Origin of the sequence: Solwaraspora sp. WMMA2056, assembly GCF_030345095.1 — a bacterium.
Classification (GTDB): Bacteria; Actinomycetota; Actinomycetes; order Mycobacteriales; family Micromonosporaceae; genus Micromonospora_E.
Genome location: NZ_CP128360.1, coordinates 1,866,290 through 1,887,274 on the forward strand (window position 1 = coordinate 1,866,290; position 20,985 = coordinate 1,887,274).

20 protein-coding genes, 1 tRNA gene and 1 pseudogene are annotated in these 20,985 nt (G+C 73.5%); 17 read left to right on the forward strand and 5 right to left on the reverse strand.

The features are described from left to right. Window positions 1-5 precede the first annotated feature (5 nt). Complete coding sequence (locus tag O7608_RS08645; RefSeq protein ID WP_289209444.1) at window positions 6-1,622, forward strand: DUF885 domain-containing protein; 1,617 nt, start codon at window positions 6-8, stop codon at window positions 1,620-1,622. On the opposite strand, the gene nudC is transcribed toward O7608_RS08645, so the two are convergent. Next, complete coding sequence (gene nudC, locus O7608_RS08650; protein ID WP_289209445.1) at window positions 1,611-2,486, reverse strand: NAD(+) diphosphatase; 876 nt, start codon at window positions 2,484-2,486, stop codon at window positions 1,611-1,613. The two genes, O7608_RS08645 and nudC, sit on opposite strands and share 12 nt — an antisense overlap. Beyond that, window positions 2,449-3,159, reverse strand: coding sequence for a hypothetical protein (locus O7608_RS08655; RefSeq protein WP_289209446.1), 711 nt, complete (start codon window positions 3,157-3,159; stop codon window positions 2,449-2,451). The genes nudC and O7608_RS08655 overlap by 38 nt, the downstream gene beginning before the upstream one ends. Window positions 3,160-3,375: 216 nt before the next feature. On the opposite strand from O7608_RS08655, the gene eno reads away from it, so the two are divergent. From eno to O7608_RS08720, 13 genes and pseudogenes are all read left to right on the forward strand, one after another. Continuing rightward, on the forward strand, window positions 3,376-4,659 hold the full coding sequence (eno, locus tag O7608_RS08660) for a phosphopyruvate hydratase (protein ID WP_289209447.1): 1,284 nt from the start codon (window positions 3,376-3,378) through the stop codon (window positions 4,657-4,659). 125 nt (window positions 4,660-4,784) lie between these two features. Beyond that, window positions 4,785-5,456 (forward strand): septum formation initiator family protein, encoded by a 672-nt coding sequence (locus O7608_RS08665; protein ID WP_289209448.1) that lies wholly within the window; start codon window positions 4,785-4,787, stop codon window positions 5,454-5,456. Further along, window positions 5,453-5,941: pseudogene (locus tag O7608_RS08670) on the forward strand (DUF501 domain-containing protein); the annotation flags it as partial. The gene O7608_RS08665 and the pseudogene O7608_RS08670, both read left to right, overlap by 4 nt. Before the next feature lie 67 nt (window positions 5,942-6,008). After that, complete coding sequence (locus tag O7608_RS08675; protein WP_289209450.1) at window positions 6,009-6,539, forward strand: amino-acid N-acetyltransferase; 531 nt, start codon at window positions 6,009-6,011, stop codon at window positions 6,537-6,539. 96 nt (window positions 6,540-6,635) lie between these two features. After that, complete coding sequence (locus tag O7608_RS08680; protein WP_502959189.1) at window positions 6,636-7,640, forward strand: Ppx/GppA phosphatase family protein; 1,005 nt, start codon at window positions 6,636-6,638, stop codon at window positions 7,638-7,640. A 164-nt stretch (window positions 7,641-7,804) separates the two neighbouring features. Beyond that, entirely contained in the window at window positions 7,805-8,500 is a 696-nt protein-coding gene (locus O7608_RS08685) for a dienelactone hydrolase family protein (protein WP_289209451.1), read from the forward strand. 71 nt (window positions 8,501-8,571) lie between these two features. Further along, the gene (locus O7608_RS08690; protein ID WP_421359183.1) at window positions 8,572-9,312 is read left to right on the forward strand and encodes a uracil-DNA glycosylase; all 741 of its coding nucleotides are present in this window, start codon (window positions 8,572-8,574) and stop codon (window positions 9,310-9,312) included. Window positions 9,313-9,358: 46 nt separating this feature from the next. Then, complete coding sequence (locus O7608_RS08695) at window positions 9,359-10,138, forward strand: DUF4129 domain-containing protein (protein ID WP_289209453.1); 780 nt, start codon at window positions 9,359-9,361, stop codon at window positions 10,136-10,138. Beyond that, a complete protein-coding gene (locus O7608_RS08700; RefSeq protein ID WP_289209454.1) occupies window positions 10,131-10,721 on the forward strand; it encodes a hypothetical protein in 591 nt (196 codons plus the stop codon). The genes O7608_RS08695 and O7608_RS08700 overlap by 8 nt, the downstream gene beginning before the upstream one ends. Next, complete coding sequence (locus O7608_RS08705; RefSeq protein ID WP_289209455.1) at window positions 10,718-11,758, forward strand: AAA family ATPase; 1,041 nt, start codon at window positions 10,718-10,720, stop codon at window positions 11,756-11,758. Before O7608_RS08700 ends, O7608_RS08705 begins: the two co-directional genes overlap by 4 nt. Beyond that, window positions 11,755-13,215, forward strand: a complete 1,461-nt coding sequence (locus O7608_RS08710; RefSeq protein ID WP_289209456.1) for a DUF58 domain-containing protein — start codon at window positions 11,755-11,757, stop codon at window positions 13,213-13,215. The genes O7608_RS08705 and O7608_RS08710 overlap by 4 nt, the downstream gene beginning before the upstream one ends. Then, window positions 13,212-13,775: a hypothetical protein gene (locus tag O7608_RS08715; protein ID WP_289209457.1), complete on the forward strand. Its 564-nt coding sequence runs from the start codon at window positions 13,212-13,214 to the stop codon at window positions 13,773-13,775. Before O7608_RS08710 ends, O7608_RS08715 begins: the two co-directional genes overlap by 4 nt. A gap of 137 nt (window positions 13,776-13,912) precedes the next feature. Then, window positions 13,913-15,259: an NAD(P)/FAD-dependent oxidoreductase gene (locus O7608_RS08720; protein WP_289209458.1), complete on the forward strand. Its 1,347-nt coding sequence runs from the start codon at window positions 13,913-13,915 to the stop codon at window positions 15,257-15,259. 25 nt (window positions 15,260-15,284) lie between these two features. Here O7608_RS08720 and O7608_RS08725 read toward each other — a convergent pair whose 3' ends face one another. Then, complete coding sequence (locus O7608_RS08725) at window positions 15,285-17,147, reverse strand: hypothetical protein (protein ID WP_289209459.1); 1,863 nt, start codon at window positions 17,145-17,147, stop codon at window positions 15,285-15,287. Window positions 17,148-17,286: 139 nt separating this feature from the next. On the opposite strand from O7608_RS08725, the gene O7608_RS08730 reads away from it, so the two are divergent. The 3 genes from O7608_RS08730 (at window position 17,287) to O7608_RS08740 (ending at window position 18,826) form a co-directional block, all read left to right on the forward strand. After that, window positions 17,287-17,367 (forward strand) — tRNA-Leu (locus O7608_RS08730). A gap of 133 nt (window positions 17,368-17,500) precedes the next feature. Beyond that, entirely contained in the window at window positions 17,501-18,322 is an 822-nt protein-coding gene (locus O7608_RS08735) for a Bax inhibitor-1/YccA family protein (protein WP_289209460.1), read from the forward strand. A gap of 174 nt (window positions 18,323-18,496) precedes the next feature. Beyond that, window positions 18,497-18,826 (forward strand): hypothetical protein, encoded by a 330-nt coding sequence (locus tag O7608_RS08740; protein WP_289209461.1) that lies wholly within the window; start codon window positions 18,497-18,499, stop codon window positions 18,824-18,826. Between the two features lie 56 nt (window positions 18,827-18,882). On the opposite strand, the gene O7608_RS08745 is transcribed toward O7608_RS08740, so the two are convergent. Further along, a complete protein-coding gene (locus tag O7608_RS08745; protein WP_289209462.1) occupies window positions 18,883-19,689 on the reverse strand; it encodes an SGNH/GDSL hydrolase family protein in 807 nt (268 codons plus the stop codon). 42 nt (window positions 19,690-19,731) lie between these two features. Continuing rightward, window positions 19,732-20,853 carry an SGNH/GDSL hydrolase family protein gene (locus O7608_RS08750; RefSeq protein ID WP_421359192.1) on the reverse strand — a complete coding sequence of 374 codons (1,122 nt, stop codon included), beginning with the start codon at window positions 20,851-20,853 and terminating at the stop codon, window positions 19,732-19,734. Window positions 20,854-20,985 lie beyond the last annotated feature (132 nt).

Consider the following 20,985-nt stretch of genomic DNA (forward strand, 5'->3'; position numbering starts at 1 on the left):
GTGCCATGGTGCCGTTCGTACCGTTGGCTGAACGTATCGTCGACGCGCTGCTGGCCAGCGATCCCGCGCTGGCGGCGTCGGCCGGTGACCACCGGTACGACGACCGGCTGCCGGACCTGTCCGCCGACACGGTCGCCGCCACCGCGACGATGCTGCTGGACGCCACCAACGCCCTCGCCGAGGTCGACGCCGATGCACTGCCCACCCAGGAGCGGGTGGACCACGCGATCCTGTCGGCGATCGTCGACCGGCGGCTGTTCGAACTGACCGAGGTACGGGCCCGCGAGTGGAACCCGCTGGTCTACAACCCGGGGCCGCTGCTGCACAGCCTGACCGCCCGCCCGTTCGCCCCGGCCGCACAGCGGCTGACCAGCCTGGCCGGGCGGCTCGGCGCCGTACCGGATGTGCTGGCCACCGCGCGTGAGACGCTGCGCGGCGTGCCGGCGGTCCACGCCGAGACCGCCGCCGGGCAGTTCGCCGGCACCGCCGCGCTGGTCCGCGACCAGGTCCCGGCGCTGCTCGCCGCCGAGCCCGGGATGCGGGGCAGCGTCGAACCGCTGGCGGCCGAGGCTGCTGCCGCGCTCGACGAGTTCGCCGGCTGGTTGCGGGCCAGCCTCGACCGGGACACCGACCGGCGGGATCCACGGCTGGGGCGGCGGCTGTGGGAGGCGCAGCTGTGGCACACCCTGGACACCGAGTTGACCGCCGCCGACGTACTGGACCGGGCCTGGGCCAACCTGGATCGGGTGACCGGCGAGATCCGGGCGGCGGCGGCCGAGCTGACCGGCGGGTCGGCCGACGACGACACGGTACGTACGGCGTTGGACCGGTTGGCCGCCGCGCACCCCGACGACGCCTCGATCGTGGCGTTGGCGCAGACGGCGATGCGGGAGACGACCGCGTTCGTCGCCGCGCACGACCTGGTGTCGCTGGTCGACGACCGGTGCGTGATCCAGGAGATGCCGGAGTTCGCCCGGGGTGTCGCGGTCGCCTACTGCGACCCGCCCGGGGTGTTGGAGCGCGCCGACGTGCCGACGTTCTACTGCATCGCGCCGACCCCGGCGGACTGGCCGGCGGAACGGGTCGCGTCGTTCTACCGCGAATACAACGACCACATGGTGCGCAACCTGACCGTGCACGAGGCGATGCCGGGGCATTTTCTGCAGCTGGCGCACGCCCGCCGGTTCCTCGGCACCACCCGGGTCCGGGCGATCGGCCGGTCCGGGCCGTTCGTCGAGGGCTGGGCGGTGTACGCCGAGGAGTTGATGGTCGACGCCGGCTTCGGCGGTCTGCCGGTGCGGCTGCAGCAGCTGAAGATGCAGCTGCGGATGACCCTCAACGCGATCCTGGACCAGTTGACCCACTGCGAGCAGTTGCCGCAGGACGAGGCGATGGCGCTGCTGACCGGCCGGGGGTTCCAGGAGGAGGGCGAGGCGGCCGGCAAGTGGCGTCGGGCGCTGCTGACCTCCACGCAGTTGTCGACGTACTTCGTGGGCTACACCGAGGTGGCGCAGGTCGCGGCGACCCGGCCGGTCGACGTACCGGTGCGGCAGTGGCACGACGCGATGCTGGCGCACGGCTCCCCGCCGCCGCGCCACCTGCCGGCGCTGCTACAGATCTGATCCCCCGGTCCGCTGGTGGTCGGTCCGCTGGTGGTCGATCAGCCAGCGGGAGATCGAGTACGTCGGCGGCAGCTCGGCCGGCAGGTCGTCGAGGTCGAACCAGCGGGCTTCGGCGATCTCCCGGCCGTCGACGACCGGTTCGGCCTGCGGTGCCGCCCGTGCGGTGAAGCCGGCCAGGACCACGCCGGGGCCGGACATCGCCCACGGCTGGCTGCCGAAGTAGCCGACGTCGTGCACCTCGAGGCCGACCTCCTCGGCGACCTCCCGGTGCACCGCGTCCTCCAGGGTCTCGCCGGCCTCGACGAAGCCGGCGACCAGCGCCCAGATCGCGGTCGGCCCGTAGGTGTGCCGGACCAGCAACAGCTGTGGGCGGCCGGCGGTCGAGGTGCGGGTGATCGCGGTCAGCACGGCGGGGGAGAGCTGCATCGGTACGTACAGCTCGCAGGCCGGGCAGCGGCGGGCGTGCTCGCCGGGAACGTCGGCCAGTTCGGTGGCGCAGGCGCCGCAGAACCGGTGGGTACGCCGCCAGGTGATCACCTGCAGCGCCCGGCCGGCCAGGGCGGCGAGGGGCTCACCGAGCCGACCGGCAAGCGCCGGCCAGCTGTGCCAGTCGCCGAGCCGCTCGTCGACGCCGGGTAGCCCGGTTGCCCAGACCCGGGCGCCGTCGAGGCTGCCCAGCGGCACCCACTCGGTCCCGGCGGGCAGGTCGGCCACCGAGGGCAGCGGGGCGTCGACGCCGCCGAGCAGTCGACGGCCGGCGACCACCAGACAGAGGTCGGCCGGTTCGGCGGTGGCGTCGGTGCCGGCGTCCGGCACGAACCTGCGGCTACGCCGGGCCGGGTCGCCGGTCGACGGAGCGGGCACCGTCGGGCAGCTCGAAGGCGGTGTCGTCGACGGTGTCACTGTACCGGCTTATCGCGATTTCGACGGCTTGTCCATCGACCACCCCGGTGAAGCTGCCCAGCGCACCCTCGGTGGTGACGCAGACGTCGAACCGGGGCGCCGCCGCGCCCTGCACCTGTCGGACGGTGACGCAGGTGGCGTGCCGGCCGGCGATCGTGGTGTCGTTCTGCGTCACGACCGCCGCCGGGTCGACAGCGGTGGCGTTCAGCAGGGCGATCACCACCGGCGGGGTGACCAACCCGCCCGCGTTGGCGTCCGTGAACAGCTCGGGCTGCGGCGGGGCCGACGGCGACGGCCCGGCGGTCAGCGTGCAGACCGGGCGGTCGCTGGCGGTGTCGCACTCCGTGGTCGCCGCCGACGTGACGATGAGCTTGCCGCCGGGATAGACGTACGCGGTGCGCTGCGGGTTCTGCGCCTGCACGATGCTGGCGCTGGCCCCGCCGACGAGCTGGTAGTCGGCGGAGTAGGTCAGGTCGTCGGCGCCGCCGAGCCGGGTGGCCAGTTCGTTGACCAGGTCGGCCGGCTGGATGGTCTGGCCCGCGTCGGCGATGTTCTGACAACCGGCGGTCAGCAGCAGCGTGCCGGCGAGGGTGGCCGTCGTCAGCCGACGGACGAGCTTGCCCGGTGCACGCATGGGGACAGGGTGGCCGATGCTGTCCACTCCCCGCAAACTCGTTGTCATCAATGTCCATAATTGGGAGCGCTGCGTGGTGTGTGCGGTTCACGGTTGGTACATCCCGCGTTAGGGAAGGCACCGCCCGCGACCCCCGGCCCGCCCGATACGCTGCCATCGGAACGGTCGGCCGCACCGTCGCGGCCTTGCGGGAATTTGAACACGAGGAGCGACACAGTGGCTACCATCGAGGGAATCGTCGCCAGGGAGATTCTCGATTCGCGCGGCAACCCGACGGTCGAGGTCGAAATCGGGCTCGACGACGGCACCATCGCCCGCGCCGCGGTGCCGTCCGGTGCCTCCACCGGCGCGTTCGAGGCGATCGAGCTGCGCGACGGTGACGCCGACCGGTACGCCGGCAAGGGCGTCGAGCAGGCGGTCGCCAACATCGAGGAGCGCATCGTCGACCAGTTGGTCGGGTTCGAGGCCAGCGAGCAGCGACTGATCGACCAGAAGATGCTCGACCTGGACGGCACCGCCGACAAGTCCGGACTTGGCGCGAACGCCATTCTCGGGGTGTCGCTGGCGGTGGCCAAGGCCGCTGCCAACAGCGCCGAGCTGAGCCTGTTCCGCTACCTCGGCGGCCCGAACGCCCACCTGCTGCCGGTGCCGATGATGAACATCCTCAACGGTGGCGCGCACGCCGACTCCAACGTCGACGTCCAGGAGTTCATGATCGCGCCGATCGGCGCGCCGACCTTCCGCGAGGCGCTGCGTACCGGGGCCGAGGTCTACCACAAGCTCAAGGCGGTGCTGAAGAAGAAGGGCCTGGCCACCGGGCTGGGCGACGAGGGCGGCTTCGCGCCGGACCTGCCGACCAACGCCGCCGCGCTGGACCTGATCGCCGAGGCCGTGGCCGCCGCCGGTTATAAGCTCGGGACCGACGTGGTGCTGGCGCTGGACGTGGCCGCCACCGAGTTCTACTCCGACGGTGCGTACGTCTTCGAGGGCGCGAACAAGTCCGCCGACGAGATGATCGCCTACTACACCAAGCTGGTCGGCGAGTACCCGATCGTGTCCATCGAGGACCCGCTGGCCGAGGACGACTGGGCCGGCTGGTCGGCGATGACCGCCGCGCTCGGCGACAAGATCCAGATCGTCGGCGACGACCTGTTCGTCACCAACCCGGAGCGCATCGCCCGGGGCATCGCCGAGCAGGCCGCCAACGCCGTACTGGTCAAGGTGAACCAGATCGGGTCGCTCACCGAGACCTTCGACGCGGTCGAGCTGGCCCACCGCAACGGCATGCGGTGCATGATGAGCCACCGCTCCGGCGAGACCGAGGACACCACCATCGCCGACCTGGCGGTGGCGACCGGCTGCGGGCAGATCAAGACCGGTGCCCCGGCCCGGTCCGAGCGGGTCGCCAAGTACAACCAGCTGCTGCGCATCGAGGAGGAGCTGGCCGACGCCGCGCGCTACGCCGGGGCGGCCGCCTTCCCGCGCTACCGTACGGCGTGACCGTACGGCGTACCTGATACACCGACGGCGGCGCGTGCCGGGCCGGGCGGCGGGACCGAGCCGCTGCCCCGGCACGCGCCGGCCGGGTTCCGTACCGCCGACCGACCGGGAGGGGTGTGACGACGGTGACGCAACGGCGCACACCGAGTGGGCAGGGCCCGACCCGGCGTACCGGCCAGACCGGACGCTCCGGCGTCCGGGGGCCGGTGCGTACCGCCGGCCGGGACACCGGCCGAGACGCGCCTCGCGGCGTCGGTCGCGACACCGCCCGTGACGGCGGTCGTGGTGCCACACGCGACGGCGGTCGTGGCACCGACGCGGGCCGCCCGGCGAGTCGGCCGGCGGCGGCCCGGCGGGCACCCGCCGGGCCGGTCAAGCGGACCACCGCCGCGCAGCCCAACCGCGTCACCGGCCGGGCCACCGTCCTGCTGGTGGTGCTGGTGGCGCTCGCCCTGGCCTACACCTATCCGGTCCGGGTCTACCTCAGCCAGCAGTCCGACATCGCCCGGATGGAGCAGGCCCAGCAGGAGCAACGGGAACGGATCGCGGAGCTGACCGCGCAGGCCGAACGCTGGCAGGACCCGGACTTCATCCGGATCGAGGCCAAACGGCGCTTCTACATGGTGTACCCGGGGGAGGTGCCGCTGCTGGTGCTGCACGATCCGGCCGGGGCCGCCCGCGACGCCGGCGACCCGATCGACCCACCACCGGGCGAGTCGACTCCGGCCGACCCGTGGTACGACACCCTGTGGTCCAGCGTGCAGGCCGCCGACGCCACCGAAGGGACCTCGCCGTGACCAGCCGACCCGCCGACGAACAGGACCTGGCGGCGGTGGCCGCGCAGCTCGGCCGCCCACCGCGCGGCACCCGGGCGGTCGCCCACCGCTGCCCGTGCCAGCTGCCCGACGTGGTCGAGACGGTGCCCCGACTGGCCGACGGCACCCCGTTCCCGACGTTGTTCTACCTGACCTGCCCCCGGGCGACCGCCGCGTGCAGCCGGCTGGAGTCCGCCGGTCTGATGCGCGAGTTCGCCGACCAGCTGGCCGAGGATCCGCAGTTCGCCGCCGCGTACCGGGCGGCGCACGAGGACTATCTGACCCGGCGTGAGGCGATCGGCCACGTGCCGGAGATCGACGGGGTGTCCGCCGGCGGCATGCCGGGCCGGGTCAAGTGCCTGCATGTGCACCTGGGGCACGCGCTCGCCGTCGGCCCGGGTGTCAACCCGATCGGCGACCGGGTCCGCGAGCTGGTGGAGCCGTGGTGGGAGGGTGGGCCCTGCGTACCACCGGCGGAGCTGGCCGGGCCCGCGCAGTCGCAGCGGCCCGCGCAGCCGGCGCAGGACGGCGATCGTGTCGACGCCTGACACCGACGACGCCGAGGTGGTGATCCGCCGCGCGCGCACCCCTGACGTACGGGGGATCCGTCGACTGATCGACCTGTACAGCCCGGACCGCCGGCTGCTCAGCAAGGCCACCGTCACCCTGTACGAGGACGTGCAGGAGTTCTGGGTCGCGCAACGCCCCGCCGACGGCGCCATCGTCGGCTGCGGGGCGCTGCACGTGATGTGGGAGGACCTGGCGGAGATCCGTACCGTCGCGGTCGACCCGCGGTGTCGCGGCCGCAAGATCGGGCACCGGATCGTCGCGGAGCTGGTCGCCGCCGCCCGCGAGCTCGGTGTCGCCCGGGTCTTCGTGCTCACCTTCGAGACCCGGTTCTTCGCCAGCTTCGGCTTCGTCGAGATCGACGGTGCGCCGGTGCCGGGCCAGGTGTACGAGCAGCTGCTGCGCTCCTACGACGAGGGCGTCGCCGAGTTTCTCGGGCTGGAGCGGGTCAAGCCGAACACGCTCGGCAACACCCGGATGCTGCTGCACCTGCGCTGAGCACCCCGACCCGCCAAGATCCCGACGATCTTGCAATTATCGTTGAACAAATCGGACAAAAGCTCTCGATGAGCGCAAGATCGTCGGGGAGAGGGAATGGGTGGCGTGATGCGGGTGGCGGGCATCGACTGCGGCACCAACTCGGTCCGGCTGCTGATCGCCGACCTGGGACGTGACGCTGGAGCCGGGCCAGAGCATGGCCGTGCCGGTGCGCCGGGAGCCGATCCGCCGCTGACCGACGTGGTCCGCCGGATGGAGATCGTCCGGCTCGGCGAAGGCGTCGACCGGACCCGCCGGCTCGCCCCCGAGGCCATCGACCGGACCCGCCGGGCCCTGACCGGGTACGCGGCCGAGATCGCCGCGCACGGTGCCGAGCGGGTCCGCATGTGTGCCACCTCGGCCAGCCGCGACGCCGACAACGCCGCCGAGTTCGTGGCGATGGTGCAGGCCACCCTCGGGGTGACCCCCGAGGTGGTCACCGGCGACGAGGAGGCCCGGCTCACCTTCGCCGGCGCGGTCGGCGGGTTGGCCGCCACCGCCGCCGCGCCGTACCTGGTCGTCGACATCGGCGGCGGCTCCACCGAGTTCGTCGTCGGCACCGGCACGGTGGACCGGGCGGTCTCGGTCGACATCGGCTGCGTCCGGATGACCGAACGGCACCTGCGGGCCGACCCGCCGACCCCGGCGCAGATCGACGCCGCGCGACGGGACATCACCGACGCGGTCGACCGCGCTCTGACAGCGGTCGGCCTGGCGGGCCGGTCGGTCAGCGCCGGGCCGACCGACGGTACGCCGACCCTGGTCGGCCTGGCCGGCTCGGTGACCACCGTCGCCGGGATCGCGCTGGGGCTCGACGCCTACCGGCCGGAGCGGCTGCACCACGCCACCGTCAGCTACCAGCAGGTGGCGGCGGTCACCACCGACCTGCTCGCCATGCCGGTCGCCGAGCGGCTGCGGATCCCGGTGATGCATCCGGGCCGGGCCGACGTGATCGCCGCCGGCGCGATGGTGCTGCAGATCATCATGGAACGGGCCGGGGTGCCCGCCGTCGTCGCCAGCGAGCACGACATCCTCGACGGGATCTGCCTGAGCCTGCGCTGACCCGTTGCGCCCCGGGCGGTGACCATTGGACGTACGGCAGCTCACCAAGAGGTGTACGCCACCCTCCGCGCGCCTTCCCCGGCCTCGCGGCGCGTGTCAGGCTACCCGGACACGTGACCCACTGCGCGCCAGCCAACGATGACTGACCGACAGGAGGACCCCCCATGGGCGAGATGGTGAGCTACCGCAGCAACGGCGGGACCAGCGAGGGATACCTGGCCCTGCCGCCGACACCCGGCGACACCGGTGCCCCTGCGGTCATCGTCATCCAGGAGTGGTGGGGGCTGGTACCGCACATCACCACGGTCGCCGACCGGCTCGCCGAAGCCGGCTTCGTCGCCCTTGCCCCGGACCTCTACCACGGGGTGCAGGCCACCGAGCCGGACCAGGCGCGTCGGCTGCTGATGGGACTGGCGATGGACGAGGCGGCGAAGGACATCGCCGGGGCCGCCGACTACCTCGCGGGCCGGGCCGAGACCGTCGGTGACACCGTCGGTACGGTCGGCTTCTGTGCCGGCGGTAGCCTGGCGCTGTGGTCGGCCACGCTCACCGACCGGATCGTGGCCACCGCCGGTTTCTACCCGACGGTGCCGTGGGAGCGGATGAGCCCCGACTGGTCCGGCTACGCCGGCAAGGCGGCGACGATCCACTGCTCGGAGCAGGACGGTACCTCCGCGGCCGAGGGCATCCAGCAGGCCAGGGGCTACATCGAGGCGGCCGGCGGGAACTGTGTCGTCTACGACTACCCTGGCACCCGGCACGCGTTCTTCAACGACGACCGTCCGGAGTCGTACGACCCCGACGCGTCGACGCGGGCCTGGGCGCGGACCCTGGAACTGTTCCGGACCCGACTCGGCTGAGCGCGGCGGGTGTCACCGGCGGCGGTGCGGTGGTCGCTGCCCGTTGCGCCGTTACGACGCCGGAAGGAGCCGTGGTGACCCGTACCGCCGACGAGGTGACCACAGCGGCGGCCCAGGTGCCGGACCTGCCCGCGCTGGACGCTGCGGTCGCCCACTGCCGGGCCTGCCCCGGCCTGGTCGCCTGGCGGGAGCAGGTCGCCGCGACGAAACGGGCGGCGTTCCGGGACCAGACCTACTGGGGCCGGCCGGTGCCCGGGTTCGGGGCGTCGGACGCCCGGATCGCTGTGCTCGGCCTGGCCCCGGCGGCCCACGGCGGAAACCGGACCGGTCGGGTCTTCACCGGCGACCGCTCCGGCGACGTGCTCTTCGCCGCGCTGCACCGGGCCGGCCTGGCCAACCAGCCGACCAGCGTCGCCGCCGACGACGGCCTGCGTCTGATCGACACCCGGGTGGTGGCCGCCGTGCGTTGCGCGCCGCCGGCGAACAAACCGACCCCGGCCGAGCGGGACACCTGCGCGCCCTGGCTGCACCGTGAGTTCGAACTGCTGCGGGCCTCACTGCGGGTGGTGGTCGCGCTCGGCGCGTTCGCCTGGGCTGCGTGGTGGCCGACGTCGACCCGGGTGTACGGCCGACGCCCGCCCACGCCCCGACCGGCGTTCGGCCATGGGGCACACTGGTCGGGTGGCGCGGGGGCGCCCGACCTGCTGGGCTGTTACCACGTCAGCCAGCAGAACACGTTCACCGGCCGGCTCACCCCAGCCATGCTCGACGAGGTGTTCGCCGAGGCGAAACGCCGGGCGCAGGGCAGCTGAGGCGGGCAATCCCACGCAGGAGGATTCGAGGGGCATCACGTCGCCAATGGATCATGCGACCTTCCGTCGACTGTGGCCACTCGCTGCCGTCGCCGTCCTGCTCGCGCTGACCGCCGTCGCGGCAGCGAACTCCACCCTGCCGGTCGGCCGGACCGACGCCACCGTCGAACGGGAACTCCCGGCCCTGCCGGACTACCAGCAGCCGCAGACCGCACCGACGTTCGAGCCACCACCGGAGGAGTTCGCCGCCGCCGATCAGCAGCAGATCCCGTCCTGGATTCCGCTGGCCGCCGGTGCCCTCTGCGCGGTGGCCGTGCTGGTGGTCGCCGGCCTGCTGATCTGGACGCTGCTGCGAGACCTGGTCCGCCGACGCCCCCGGCGGGCGAGCGGCGGCATCCGCCGGCGTACCCGAATGCCGGAGGAGCCGGGCAGCGCGGCGGAGGTGGTCGCCGCCGTCGACGCCGGCCTGGTCGAGCTCTCCGACGCCGACACCGACCCCCGCCGGGCGGTGATCGCCTGCTGGGTACGGCTGGAGCAGGCCGCCGCCGCGGCCGGCACCCCACGACAGGTCGGCGACACCTCCACCGACCTGGTGACCCGGCTGCTGGCCGGGCATGCGATCAGCGCACAGGTGCTCTCCGCGTTCGCCGCCGTCTACCGCCAGGCCCGCTACGCCCGGCACGCGGTCGACGAACGTACCCGGGCCCAGGCCCAGTCGGCGCTGCGCCGGCTGCGCGGCGAACTGACCGCCGGCGTCGGCGCGACCGGAACCGGCCCGGCCAGCGGAACCGGTCCCGCCAGCGGAAGCGAGCCGGTCGATGGGTGACCAGCAGACCAGCATCGACGACCTGCTCGGCCACGAGGAGGAGCGGCCCGCCCCGGAGCCGACCGCCCGCCCACGCGGGCGAATCCGTCGCTGGTTCAGCGCGCTGCTGATCGCCGCCGCCGGTACGGCGGTCGTCGTGTTCGGGTTACGGGCGTTCGGCCTCGCCGTACCGGTGGTGGCGGTCTTCGGCGGCTGCCTGGCGTTGGTGGCGCTGCGGCGCACCGTACGCTCGGTCGCCGCGCCGAAGCCGGTGAAGCTGCGTCGGGTCGGGGTCGACCCGGAGGACGGCAACTACGTCTTCGGCAGTGCGGACGGCCTGCGGGAGGCGGTCCGCCGGTGGGAGAGCCGGCTGCGTTCCGGGCACCGGGACGCGGCCCGGTTCACCGAGGTGATGGCGCCGGTGCTCGCCGACCTCGTCGACGAGCGGCTGCGGCAACGGCACGGGTTCACCCGGGCCAGTGACCCGCAGCGGGCCCGGGCGATCTGCGGCGACGAACTGTGGCAGCTCCTCGACGCCCCCGTCCGGCGTGCGCCGTCGGCAAAGGACTACGCGCTGCTCATCAGCCAATTGGAGAAGATATGAACGACGTGGTGGCCGCCCCGACCGCCGAGGCGAGCCGGCTGGCGCACGCCGTACTGGACTCGGTCGGCACCATCCTGGTCGGCAAGCGGGACGCGTTGGAGCTGGTGCTGGCGGGCATCCTGGCCGGCGGACACGTGCTGCTGGAGGACCTGCCGGGCCTCGGCAAGACCCTGACCGCCCGGTCCTTCGCGCAGGCGCTGGGGCTGGACTTCCGCCGCCTGCAGTTCACCCCGGACCTGCTGCCCGCCGACGTCACCGGGTCGTTCCTGTACGACCAGCGCAGCGCCGACTTCACCTTCCGGGCCGGCCCGGTCTTCACGAACCTGCTGCTCGCCGACGAGATCAACCGGACACCGCCGAAGACCCAGGCGGCGCTGCTGGAGGCGATGCAGGAGAAGCAGGTGTCGGTGGAGGGCGTCACCTACCGGCTGGAGGCGCCGTTCCACGTGCTGGCCACCGCCAACCCGATCGAGTACGAAGGCACCTATCCGCTGCCCGAGGCGCAGCTGGACCGGTTCCTGCTGCGGGTGTCGTTCGGCTACCCGACCCACGACGAGGAGTGGGAGGTGCTGCGTCGGCGGATCGCCCGGCGGCAGGAGGAGACCGAACTGTCGGCGGTGGTCGACGCCGCCGGGCTGCGCGCAATGCAGGCCGCGTTGGAGAACGTCGTCGTCGAGGACTCCATCGGCCGCTACATCGTGTCGTTGACCCAGGCCACCCGGGAACACCCGTCGGTGCTGGTCGGGGCCTCGCCCCGGGGGTCGTTGGCGCTGCTGCTGCTGGCCCGGGCCAAGGCGGTGCTCGCCGGCCGGGACTTCGTCGTCCCGGAGGACGTCAAGGAGGTCGCCGCGCCCGTGCTGGCGCACCGGATCACCCTGCGGCCGGAGATGTGGCTGCGCCGGGTCGACCCGGCGTTCGTCGTCGCCGAGGTGCTGGCACAGACGCCGGCACCGGCCAGCGGCGCGCTGCCCAGCTACGCGGGTGGCTTCGGCCCGGCCGGTGGCGTGGCGGCCGGTGGCCGCCGCCCGGCGCAGTGACCGGCGGGGAATGGCTGCCCACCCGGGCGCTCGGGCGGGCGGTGGTGGTCACCGGCCTGCTGCTGATCGCCGGAGTGCTCCTCGGTCGGGTCGACCTGGTGGCGTTGGCGGCACCGTTCGCGCTGGGGGCGGCGTACGGGTTGCGCCGCCGGCCGACCGCCGCGCCGCTGCTCGACGTCGGTGCCGTCGACGGGAAGATCGTCGAAGGCGGTGAGGTGGGTGCCCGGGCGGCCGCCGCCAACCCGGCGGACGCCGACTACGACCTGGTGGTGGTCCGGGCGAAGGTGTCACCGTGGCTGCGCATCGACGAGATCGGGATACTGCCGGCCGTGCCGATCGACCCGACCGGCGTCGCCCCGGCGACCGGTGCCGGGGCCACCGGCGACCCGACGGCCGGTGCCGGGTCGGTGCAGGTGCTCGAACAACTGGGCCCGCCGGCCCGGCCGACGCCGTCCGGTGGGGTGCCGGATCGCCCGTTCGCCCTGGCGGTGCCGAGCGGCACCGCCGCAGGCTTCGAGTTGGGCGGGGTGGCGCTGCGCTGGGGGCGTCAGCCGATCGGACCGGTCGCCGCCCGCGCGGTGGCCTGCGACGGGCTGCTGGCCTGCCGGCCGCTGGTCGCCGAACCGGTCCGGGTGCCGGTCTACCCGGTGATCGAGCCGTTCGACGCCGACGAGGCGATGCCCCGGGCCGCCGGCCTGGTCGGCGGGCACCGGTCCCGCCGGCCGGGGGAGGGCGGCGAGCTGGCCGGGGTACGGATCTTCGGGCCCGGCGACCGGCTGCGTCGGATCGACTGGCGGGTGTCGCTGCGGGCCCGGCAACTGCACGTGGCGGCGACGCTGTCCGACCGGGACGCCGAAGTGGTGCTGCTGGTGGACGTGCTCACCGAGGTCGGCCGCTCCGGCGGGGTGTCCGGCGGCGCGTCCGTGCTCGACACCACGGTCCGGGCGGCGGCCGCCGTCGCCGAGCACTACCTGCACCGGGGGGACCGGGTCGCGATGCTGGAGTACGGGCCACTGGCCCGCCGGCTGCGTCCGGCCACCGGCCGGCGGCAGTACCTGACCGTGCTCGAATGGCTGTTGGACGTCACCGTCCGGCCCACCCCGTACGAGCCCTACGACCAGGTGTTCGGCCCGCAGCTGCTCTCCTCCGACGCGCTGGTGGTGGTGCTCACTCCGCTGGTCGACCCACGGTCGGCGGAGATGCTGGCCCGGATGGCCCGGTCCGGGCGGATCGTGGTCGCCGTCGACACGCTGCCCGCCACGCTGGCCCCACCGGCCCGCTCCGGCGGCTGGTCGGAGGTGGCGTACCGGCTGTGGCGGCTGGAACGCGACAACACCATCGGGCAGCTGCGTGAACACGGCGTACCGGTGGTGGCCTGGGCCGGCACCGGCAGCCTCGACCAGGTGCTGCGCGACGTCGCCCGGTTGGCGTCGGCACCCAAGGCGGTGCTGCGATGATCACCGCCGTACGGGACCGGGTGGCGGCCGTGCGGACCGTGCTGCACCGGGCGACCCTGGCGCCGGTGCTGCTGCGCGTCGCGGTGGCCGTGGTGACCCTGCTGGGCCTCGGTCTGGCGTACCCGGCCGAACTGCTGATCGACCGGCTCGGCCTGGCGCTGCTGGCCGTCGCGGTGCTGCCGGCGCTCGCCCCACGCGGCCACGCGCCGACGGTGGCGATCCTGGTCGGGCTGGTCGGCTGGGCGCTGTCGACGACGGTGTACGGCGTACCGGTGCAGCTGTGGCGGCTGCTCGCGGTCGGCTCCCTGCTCTACCTGACGCATTCGCTGGCCGCGCTGGCCGCCGCGCTGCCCTACGACGTGGTACTCGCGCCGGACGTCGTACTCCGCTGGTCGACCCGGGCCGGCGGGGTGCTGCTGGCGTCGGCGGTACTGGTGGTGCTGCTGCTCACCGTCGCCGGGCAGGCGGCCGGGCCGCCGTTCCTGCTGGCGGCGCTGGCCGGGCTGGCGGTCGCCGTCGGTGCTGTCGCCCTGCTCGCCGCCCTGGTCCGCCGCCGCTGATCCGGCGCCGCTGGCTTGCGGTGCCCGCACCTGCGGCGGTGTCGGGGGTCACTGCGTGCGACGTCACACCCGCGTGCTGGGTCACATATCTGGCTTTCGAGGCTGCGTCAAGAGGCGGACGGGAGGAAGATGGCGATGTGAATAGGCAACGGATCCTTGTCGTCGGTGCCGGGCACGTCGGTCTCTACGCCGCCCTGCGCCTGTCCCGAAAGATGCGGCGGGGCGAGGCCGAGGTGATCGTGGTCGACCCGCAGCCCCACATGACCTACCAGCCGTTCCTGCCCGAGGTTGCGGCGGGCAACATCTCCCCACGGCACTCGGTGGTGCCGCTGCGCCGCGAACTGCGCCGCTGCCACGTCATCGCCGGCGCGGTCACCCGCATCGAGCACGCCCGTAAGGTCGCCAGCGTGCAGCCGATCGTCGGCCCGGCCCGGGAGATCGCCTACGACCACGTGATCGTCGCCCCCGGTTCGGTGTCCCGGACGCTGCCCATTCCCGGTCTGCGTGAGCACGGCATCGGCTTCAAGACCATCGGCGAGGCCATCTACCTGCGCAACCACGTACTGGAGCGGCTCGACGTGGCGGCGGCGACCGCCGATGACGAGGTACGCCGTACCGCGTTGACGTTCGTCTTCGTCGGCGGTGGGTACGCCGGGATCGAGGCGCTCGCCGAGATGGAGGACATGGCCCGCGACGCGCTGCGGTACTACCCGGAGCTGAAGCCGGCCGACATGCGCTGGGTGCTGGTCGAGGCGACCCAGCGGGTGCTGCCCGAGGTCGACCGGGACATGGGCGCGTACACGGTGCAGCAGCTGGTCAAGCGCGGCATGGACATCCGGCTGGACACCCGGCTGGAGTCCTGCGTCGACGGGCTGGTGCGCCTCTCCGACGGCGACAGCTTCCGTGCCGACACGATCGTCTGGACGGCCGGGGTCAAGCCGTCGCCGATGCTCGACGCCACCGACCTGCCCCGGGACGAGCGGCGCCGGGTCAACTGCCTGGCCACCCTGCAGGTCGCCGAGGACGGCCGGGCGGTCGAGGGGGCCTGGAGCGCCGGCGACTGCGCGGCGGTGCCGGACCTGACCGGGCCGCCCGGGGCGTACTGCTCGCCCAGCGCCCAGCACGCGGTCCGCCAGGCCCGGGCCATGGCCGACAACATCCTGGCGGTGATCCGTGGCCAGCAGCCGGTGGAGTACCGGCACAAGCACGCCGGCAGCGTCGCCAGCCTCGGCCTGCACAAGGGTGTCGCCCAAGTCTACGGCATCAAGATGACCGGGCTGCCCGCCTGGTTCATGCACCGTACGTACCACATGAGCCGGATCCCGTCGCTGAACCGCAAGGTACGGGTCATCGTCGACTGGACGCTCGCGCTGTTCCTCAAGCGTGAGGTCGTGGCGCTCGGCCAGCTGCACGACCCCCGGGAGGACTTCCTCGGCGCGACGCCGCCGGTCACCACCGCACCGGAGCCGGCCAACCTGCGGTAGGCCGCCGTGGCCACGCCGGATGCGGTCAGCCGACCCGCCAGACCCAGGCGTCGGCGATCCGCTCGCCCGGGCCGATCAGCTCCTCGGTGGTGCGCCGTAGCGGGTCGGCGTGCACCGTGCCGTCGGCGACCACCACACAGTCCGCGCCCCAGCGCGCCAGGTCCCGCCGGGCCCGGGCCCGCTCGTCGTCGGTGATCTCCGGCACCTCGCCGGTGCGGGCCACCTCGGCCCAGATCTTCGAGGTGGGCTGCTTGAACGTGCCCATCGAGGCTTCCCCGCCGGGTGCGTAGGGGCCGATGAAGAAGCCCTCCGGCATGCCGAACGCGACGTTCGCGGCGGTCGCCCAGGCCATCGGCCACGGCTCCTTCGGCGTCGCGGGCGGCACCGGCACCAGGACACCGCCGGTCGACACGCAGTCGCGCCAGTGTCCGGCGGTGATGAACTGCGGCAGCGGCTCGCGGTCCATGCCGGGCAGCGGCGCCGGCACGACCGGCAGCAGCGCGGCGGTGAGCACCGTCGGCACCAGCACCCGGCCGGGGCGCCAGCCGAGCCGCAGCGCCCGGTCGACCGCGAGCACCAGGATCGCGGCGATCAACGGGATCACCGCGAGGGCGAAGCGCATCGGCAACGCGCCGTCGACTACCGGCAACCCGTTGAGCAACGCGTACGGCCCGGGAACGTCGGTACGCGTGCCGTCGACGACGATCCGTGGCCCGAGCGAGAGCCCGGCCATCAGCACGGTCCCCACCGTGCAGGCGACCACCATCGGCCGGCGGATCAGCCAGCCGGCGCAGCCGGCGGTGACGATCAGCAGCGGCCAGCCGAGGAAGGTGTTGTACTCGGCCGGGCCGGTGGTGAGCTCCGCCGCGCTGGCCGAGCCGGCGATCGACAGTTCGGACACCGCAGGCCAGCTGGCCAGGTCGGCGGAGAAGTAGTCGGGGTCGAACACGCCGTCGGAGACGCCCTGCGGGCCGGCGAACTGGAACCACAGCGGGTACGCCAGCAGTACCACGCCGACGGCGACGGCGACGGCCATGCCGACCAGGAAGGTGGGCAGGATCCGCCGCACGTACCGGGGGGCGGCGGCCGCGAACGCGGCGGCCATGACGATCAACGTGACGGCGGTGAGGAACAGCACCTCCTCGCCGACGAAGACCTGTACCGCGACGACCACGCCGAGCCATGCCCCGGACGTGACGGTACGACGACGGTCGGCCGGGCCGGCCGGGCCGTGGATGCGGCCGTCCGGGGTCGACCCGGTCGGGTCGGCGGACTGCATCAGCCGGGCCAGCAGCCAGACCATCACCGGGATCAGCCAGATCGCGGTCATGTGCAGGTGGCTGTTGCTCTGCGACACCATTCCGGGGGCGAAGCCGCAGAACGCGCCACCCACGGCGGCGGCGAACCGGTGGGCGCCGACGAGCCGCACGAACATCAGGTAGAAGGCGATCGCGCTGGCCGCCAGGTTCCCGGCGACGAGCAGCGCGAAGGTGACCGGGGCACCGAACGCCAGGGTGACCGGGGCCATCAGGAAGCCGAGGGCGATGACGGTGGTGTTCGTCATCAGGTTGACCCCGTCCGGGGCGTTTAGCCGGTCGCTGAGCAGGCTGAAGTCGCCGAGCAGCAGCCGCGCGTCGCTGGCCAGGAACCACTCGTACAGGGTCTGGTCCTCGGGGTTGAGCGCCAGCAGCCGCCCACTGGGCGAGGGCCAGAGGTGGTAGGTCAACCAGGCCGAGACCGCGACGAAGAACAGGCTTACCGCCACGTCCGGGGCGTATCGGCGAGCGGCTGCCGCGATCCGGGACCGTCGGGAGCCGCGCCGCAGGTATTCGTCCGGAACGTCCGGACCTGGGCCGGTGTCCTGCGCTGCGGTGGCTGAGCGGGTCACGAACCGAACCCTAGTGCCGCGCGTCGGCCGGGATGCGCCCGGCTGGGTCGGACCCGCTAACGTGACAGTCTGCGGTCGGGCGAACGTACGCGACGGCGGGCCGGTCACCGGACCGGCGTCGCCAGCCCGGCCGGGACGGGCCCGGGTGGTGGAACGGCAGACACGGCTGCCTTAAAAGCGGCTGCCGAAAGGCGTGCGGGTTCGAGTCCCGCCCCGGGCACGGCGGTCCGTCCCCGGCCGCCGCGACCCGTCGATGCAGGCCCGTGACGCACGCGTCCTCCACAGCCTCGATCGGTGCGTCTACCCTTGGACTCACACGATCGTGTGACAACCCCCCTGAGGGAGGCTGGACAGTGAAGACATCCAACCCGGTCCTGGCCCGGCTCGGCCAGGCGGCCGAGCGGGAACGGGCGGCCGGGTACGCCCCCGCCGGTCCCTACGGGCAGCCCGGCTACGGGCAGCCGTACCCCGGTGCGGGCAGTGCGCCTGCCGCGCCGCCCACCGTGGCGCCGATGACCGTCGACGACGTCGTCGTCAAGACCGTGACCCTGCTCGGCATCACCGGTCTGTCGGCGGTCGCCGCCTGGATCCTGGTGCCCGACGCACTGCTCGGGGTGGCCTGGATCGGCGCGGCGATCGTCGGTCTGGTGCTGGGCCTGGTCATCTCGTTCTCCCGGATGGCGAACCCGGCCCTGGTGGTCACCTACGCCGTCGTCGAGGGTGTCTTCGTCGGGATGGTGAGCAAGTTCTTCCAGGAGATCGCCGGCTACCAGGGCATCGTCCTGCAGGCGGTGGTCGCCACCTTCGGCGTGTTCTTCCTGATGGCCGCGCTCTACAAGATGAAGGTGATCCGGGCCACCCCGAAGTTCACCCGTGGGCTGATCGCGGCGATGGTCGGCGTCTTCGCCGTCATGATGATCAACCTGGTGCTGTCGCTGTTCGGCGTCGACACCGGCCTGCGCAGCGGTGGCCCGATCGCGATCATCTTCAGCCTCATCTGCATCGTGGTCGCCTCGCTCAGCTTCGTGCTGAGCTTCCACGAGGTCGAGGAGGGCGTCCGACTCGGCCTGCCGCAGCGGTACTCCTGGGTCGCCGCCTTCGGCATCCTGGTCAGCCTGATCTGGCTCTACATCGAGATCCTGCGGCTGCTCAGTTTCTTCCAGGGCGACGACTGATCCAGATCGTCCTGGGTGCGGTAGCACCACACGGACGCGACGGGTCTGCGTACGCGACGCCCGGCCACCGGTGTTCCCGGCGGCCGGGCGTCGCGCTGTTTCCCGGCGGCGTGCCGCTGCGGTACCGGTGTTCGTCGGCCATGGCTGCCGGTCGCCGCTGACTAGACTGCGTCGGTGGGAACGCGACAGCCCGGTGAGCGGACGGACCCCCTGACCCGGCAGGTCCAGCTGCTGGTCCGGCAGGTCGGCCACTGGGAGAACCCCCGGTGGGCGGCCGCCGACGGCCGGCGGGCCGCCGAGTTTCATCAACTCGTGCAGTACGTCGCCGATCTGGGTGCCGCCGCCGAGGGTCGTCCGGTCCGGCCGGTGCCGAGGCTGCGGCTCGACACCGCCCTGCCGGACCAGCTGCGGGTGGTGGCGGCGGACCTGGTCCGGGCGTCGACCGACCCGGCGACGCTGGAGCCTGCGGTGGCGGCCGTACGGCGCCTGCGCGACCAGCTTTGACGGCGGCGTTCCCGGGATCCAGCTGGGGGAGCGGGATTCAGCTGCGGGAGCGGGATTCAGCTGCGGGACGCTGCGGTCGCGGCACCCCGGACCGCCGGCAGCAGGGCGTGCGCCCAGATCCGGTAGCCGTCCGCCGACGGGTGATATCCGTCGTGACAGTAGGTCCCCGGGTCGGCGCGGAACACCGCACCGGTCTCGTTCGCCAGGTCGACGACCCGGGCACCCGCGTCGCGTGCCGCCCGGGCCTGCGCCCGCGCGGTACGCCGCCCCAACAGCCCGGCGACCTGGCGTAGCGGTGGTGCGATCGCGCGGGCCGCCCCAAGGTCGGGGCAGGTGCCGACGACGACTTCGGCGCCCGCCCCGCGCAGCCGGCGTACCGCGGCGGCGAGGTGCACGGCGGACTCGCCCGGCCGACGCAGGGAGGTCGCGTCGTTGATCCCGATCAGGATCACCGCGACGTCCGGTCGCTGCCCCAGCAGGGCGCGGGCGACCTGGGTGGAGAGGTCACTGGACCGGGATCCGGCCACCCCGACACTGGACAGCAGCACCCGGCGCCGCCCGGCAGCCGGGTCGCCGTCGTGCTGGGTCAGCAGCCGGGCCAGTTGTCCGCCGACGGTGTCGGCGACCCGGCTCACCCCGACCCCGAGGGTCACCGAGTCGCCCAGCAGCACGAGCCGCAGCGGCTCCCCACCGGCCGGGCCGAGGGCGGCCCGGACGGCCAGCCCCAGCTCGGGCTGGGCGTATCGGCGGTTGCGGGCCAGCAGCGCCTCGCTGACCAGTAGCGCGGCGCTGCCGACGGTGCCGGCGGCGACCGCCGCCGCGGTGACCTGACCGACCCGTACGGCGAGACTCCTCGTGGTCACAGCGGTCGCCTTCCGTTGCGGCGGTGGCCGGTGCGCACCGGCTCAGCTTTCCGGACCTGCGGGGGACAGCCCCAGGTGCTGACCGGAGGATACGGCCGATCGTCGGTGGTCGGCGTCCCGATCTGCTCCGGGCGGTCCGAACAACCAGCTCAGCGCAGCGGCCTGCCAGGACCGGCCGGGCAGCCGGGGGCGACGGCGCAGCCTGGCCCACCGTCCGTCCGGTCCGCGCTCGCGCCCGCCCACCTGGGTACCGCGTACCTCGGTGCCCGCGTGCCGTGCCGCCTCGTGGGCGGCCTGCGGCAGGGTCCGGACCTTCTCCCGGCCGGCGACGCCGGTCCGCGATGCGGTGCTCGCGCCGAGCGCGCCGAGCGCGGCCGGCAGCAGTACGGCGGCCGCCATCGCGTACCCCTCGGCGGACGGGTGGAACCGGTCCCAGGAGTACAGCCGGGTCGGCTCGGCGGCGAACCGTGGGCCGAGCAGGTCGCCGAGGGAGACGGTCCAGCCGCCGGCCTCGACCACCGCCACGGTCTGCGCGGCGGCGAGTTGACGGCTCCAGCGGCGGGCCAGCCACCGCAGCGGGGGCTTGATCGGCTCGATCGCACCCAGGTCCGGGCAGGTGCCGACGACGACCTGCGCGCCGACGGCACGCAGTTGGCGGACCGCGTCGACCAGGTGCCCGACGGCGACCTCCAGCGGGGTCCGGTGCGTGACGTCGTTGCCGCCGATCAGGATGACGACCAGGTCGGGGCGGATCTCGAGGGCGGCCTCGACCTGCGGGACGAGACCGGACGAGCGGGCCCCGACCACCGCGAGCCGGTGCAGCCGTACGGGTCGACGCAGCCGGCGGGAGATCCCGGTGGCCAGCAGCGCGCCGAGGGTCTCGCGGGGCCGGTGCACGCCGTAGCCGGCGGCCGACGAGTCGCCCAGCACCGCCAGGGTCAGCGGTGGACCGGGCAGCCGGGCCCCGTACAGCCCGTCGCCGCGCGGTGGGGGTGCCTCCGCCAGCGGGATGATCCGCCGGGCCTGCCTGGCCTGGGCGTAGAGGGTGCCGGCGGTGGCGATCGCGACGGCGGCGGCGGTGCCGGCGCCGAACGCGGCGAGCCGGGCCGCGCGGAGCGCCCACGTCCGGCCGGTCGGGTGTGTCATCGCGTCAACCGTGCCCATCGCGCCCCCCGACTGCGATCCGCTGCTGCCGTCGTGCCGTCGTGCTGCGTCCGTTCGAGATTATCTCGGTTCCGGGCGGGACGGGACGCCGCCGCCGCGCGCGGCGAAGTTTGCCGATCGGGGGCATCATGG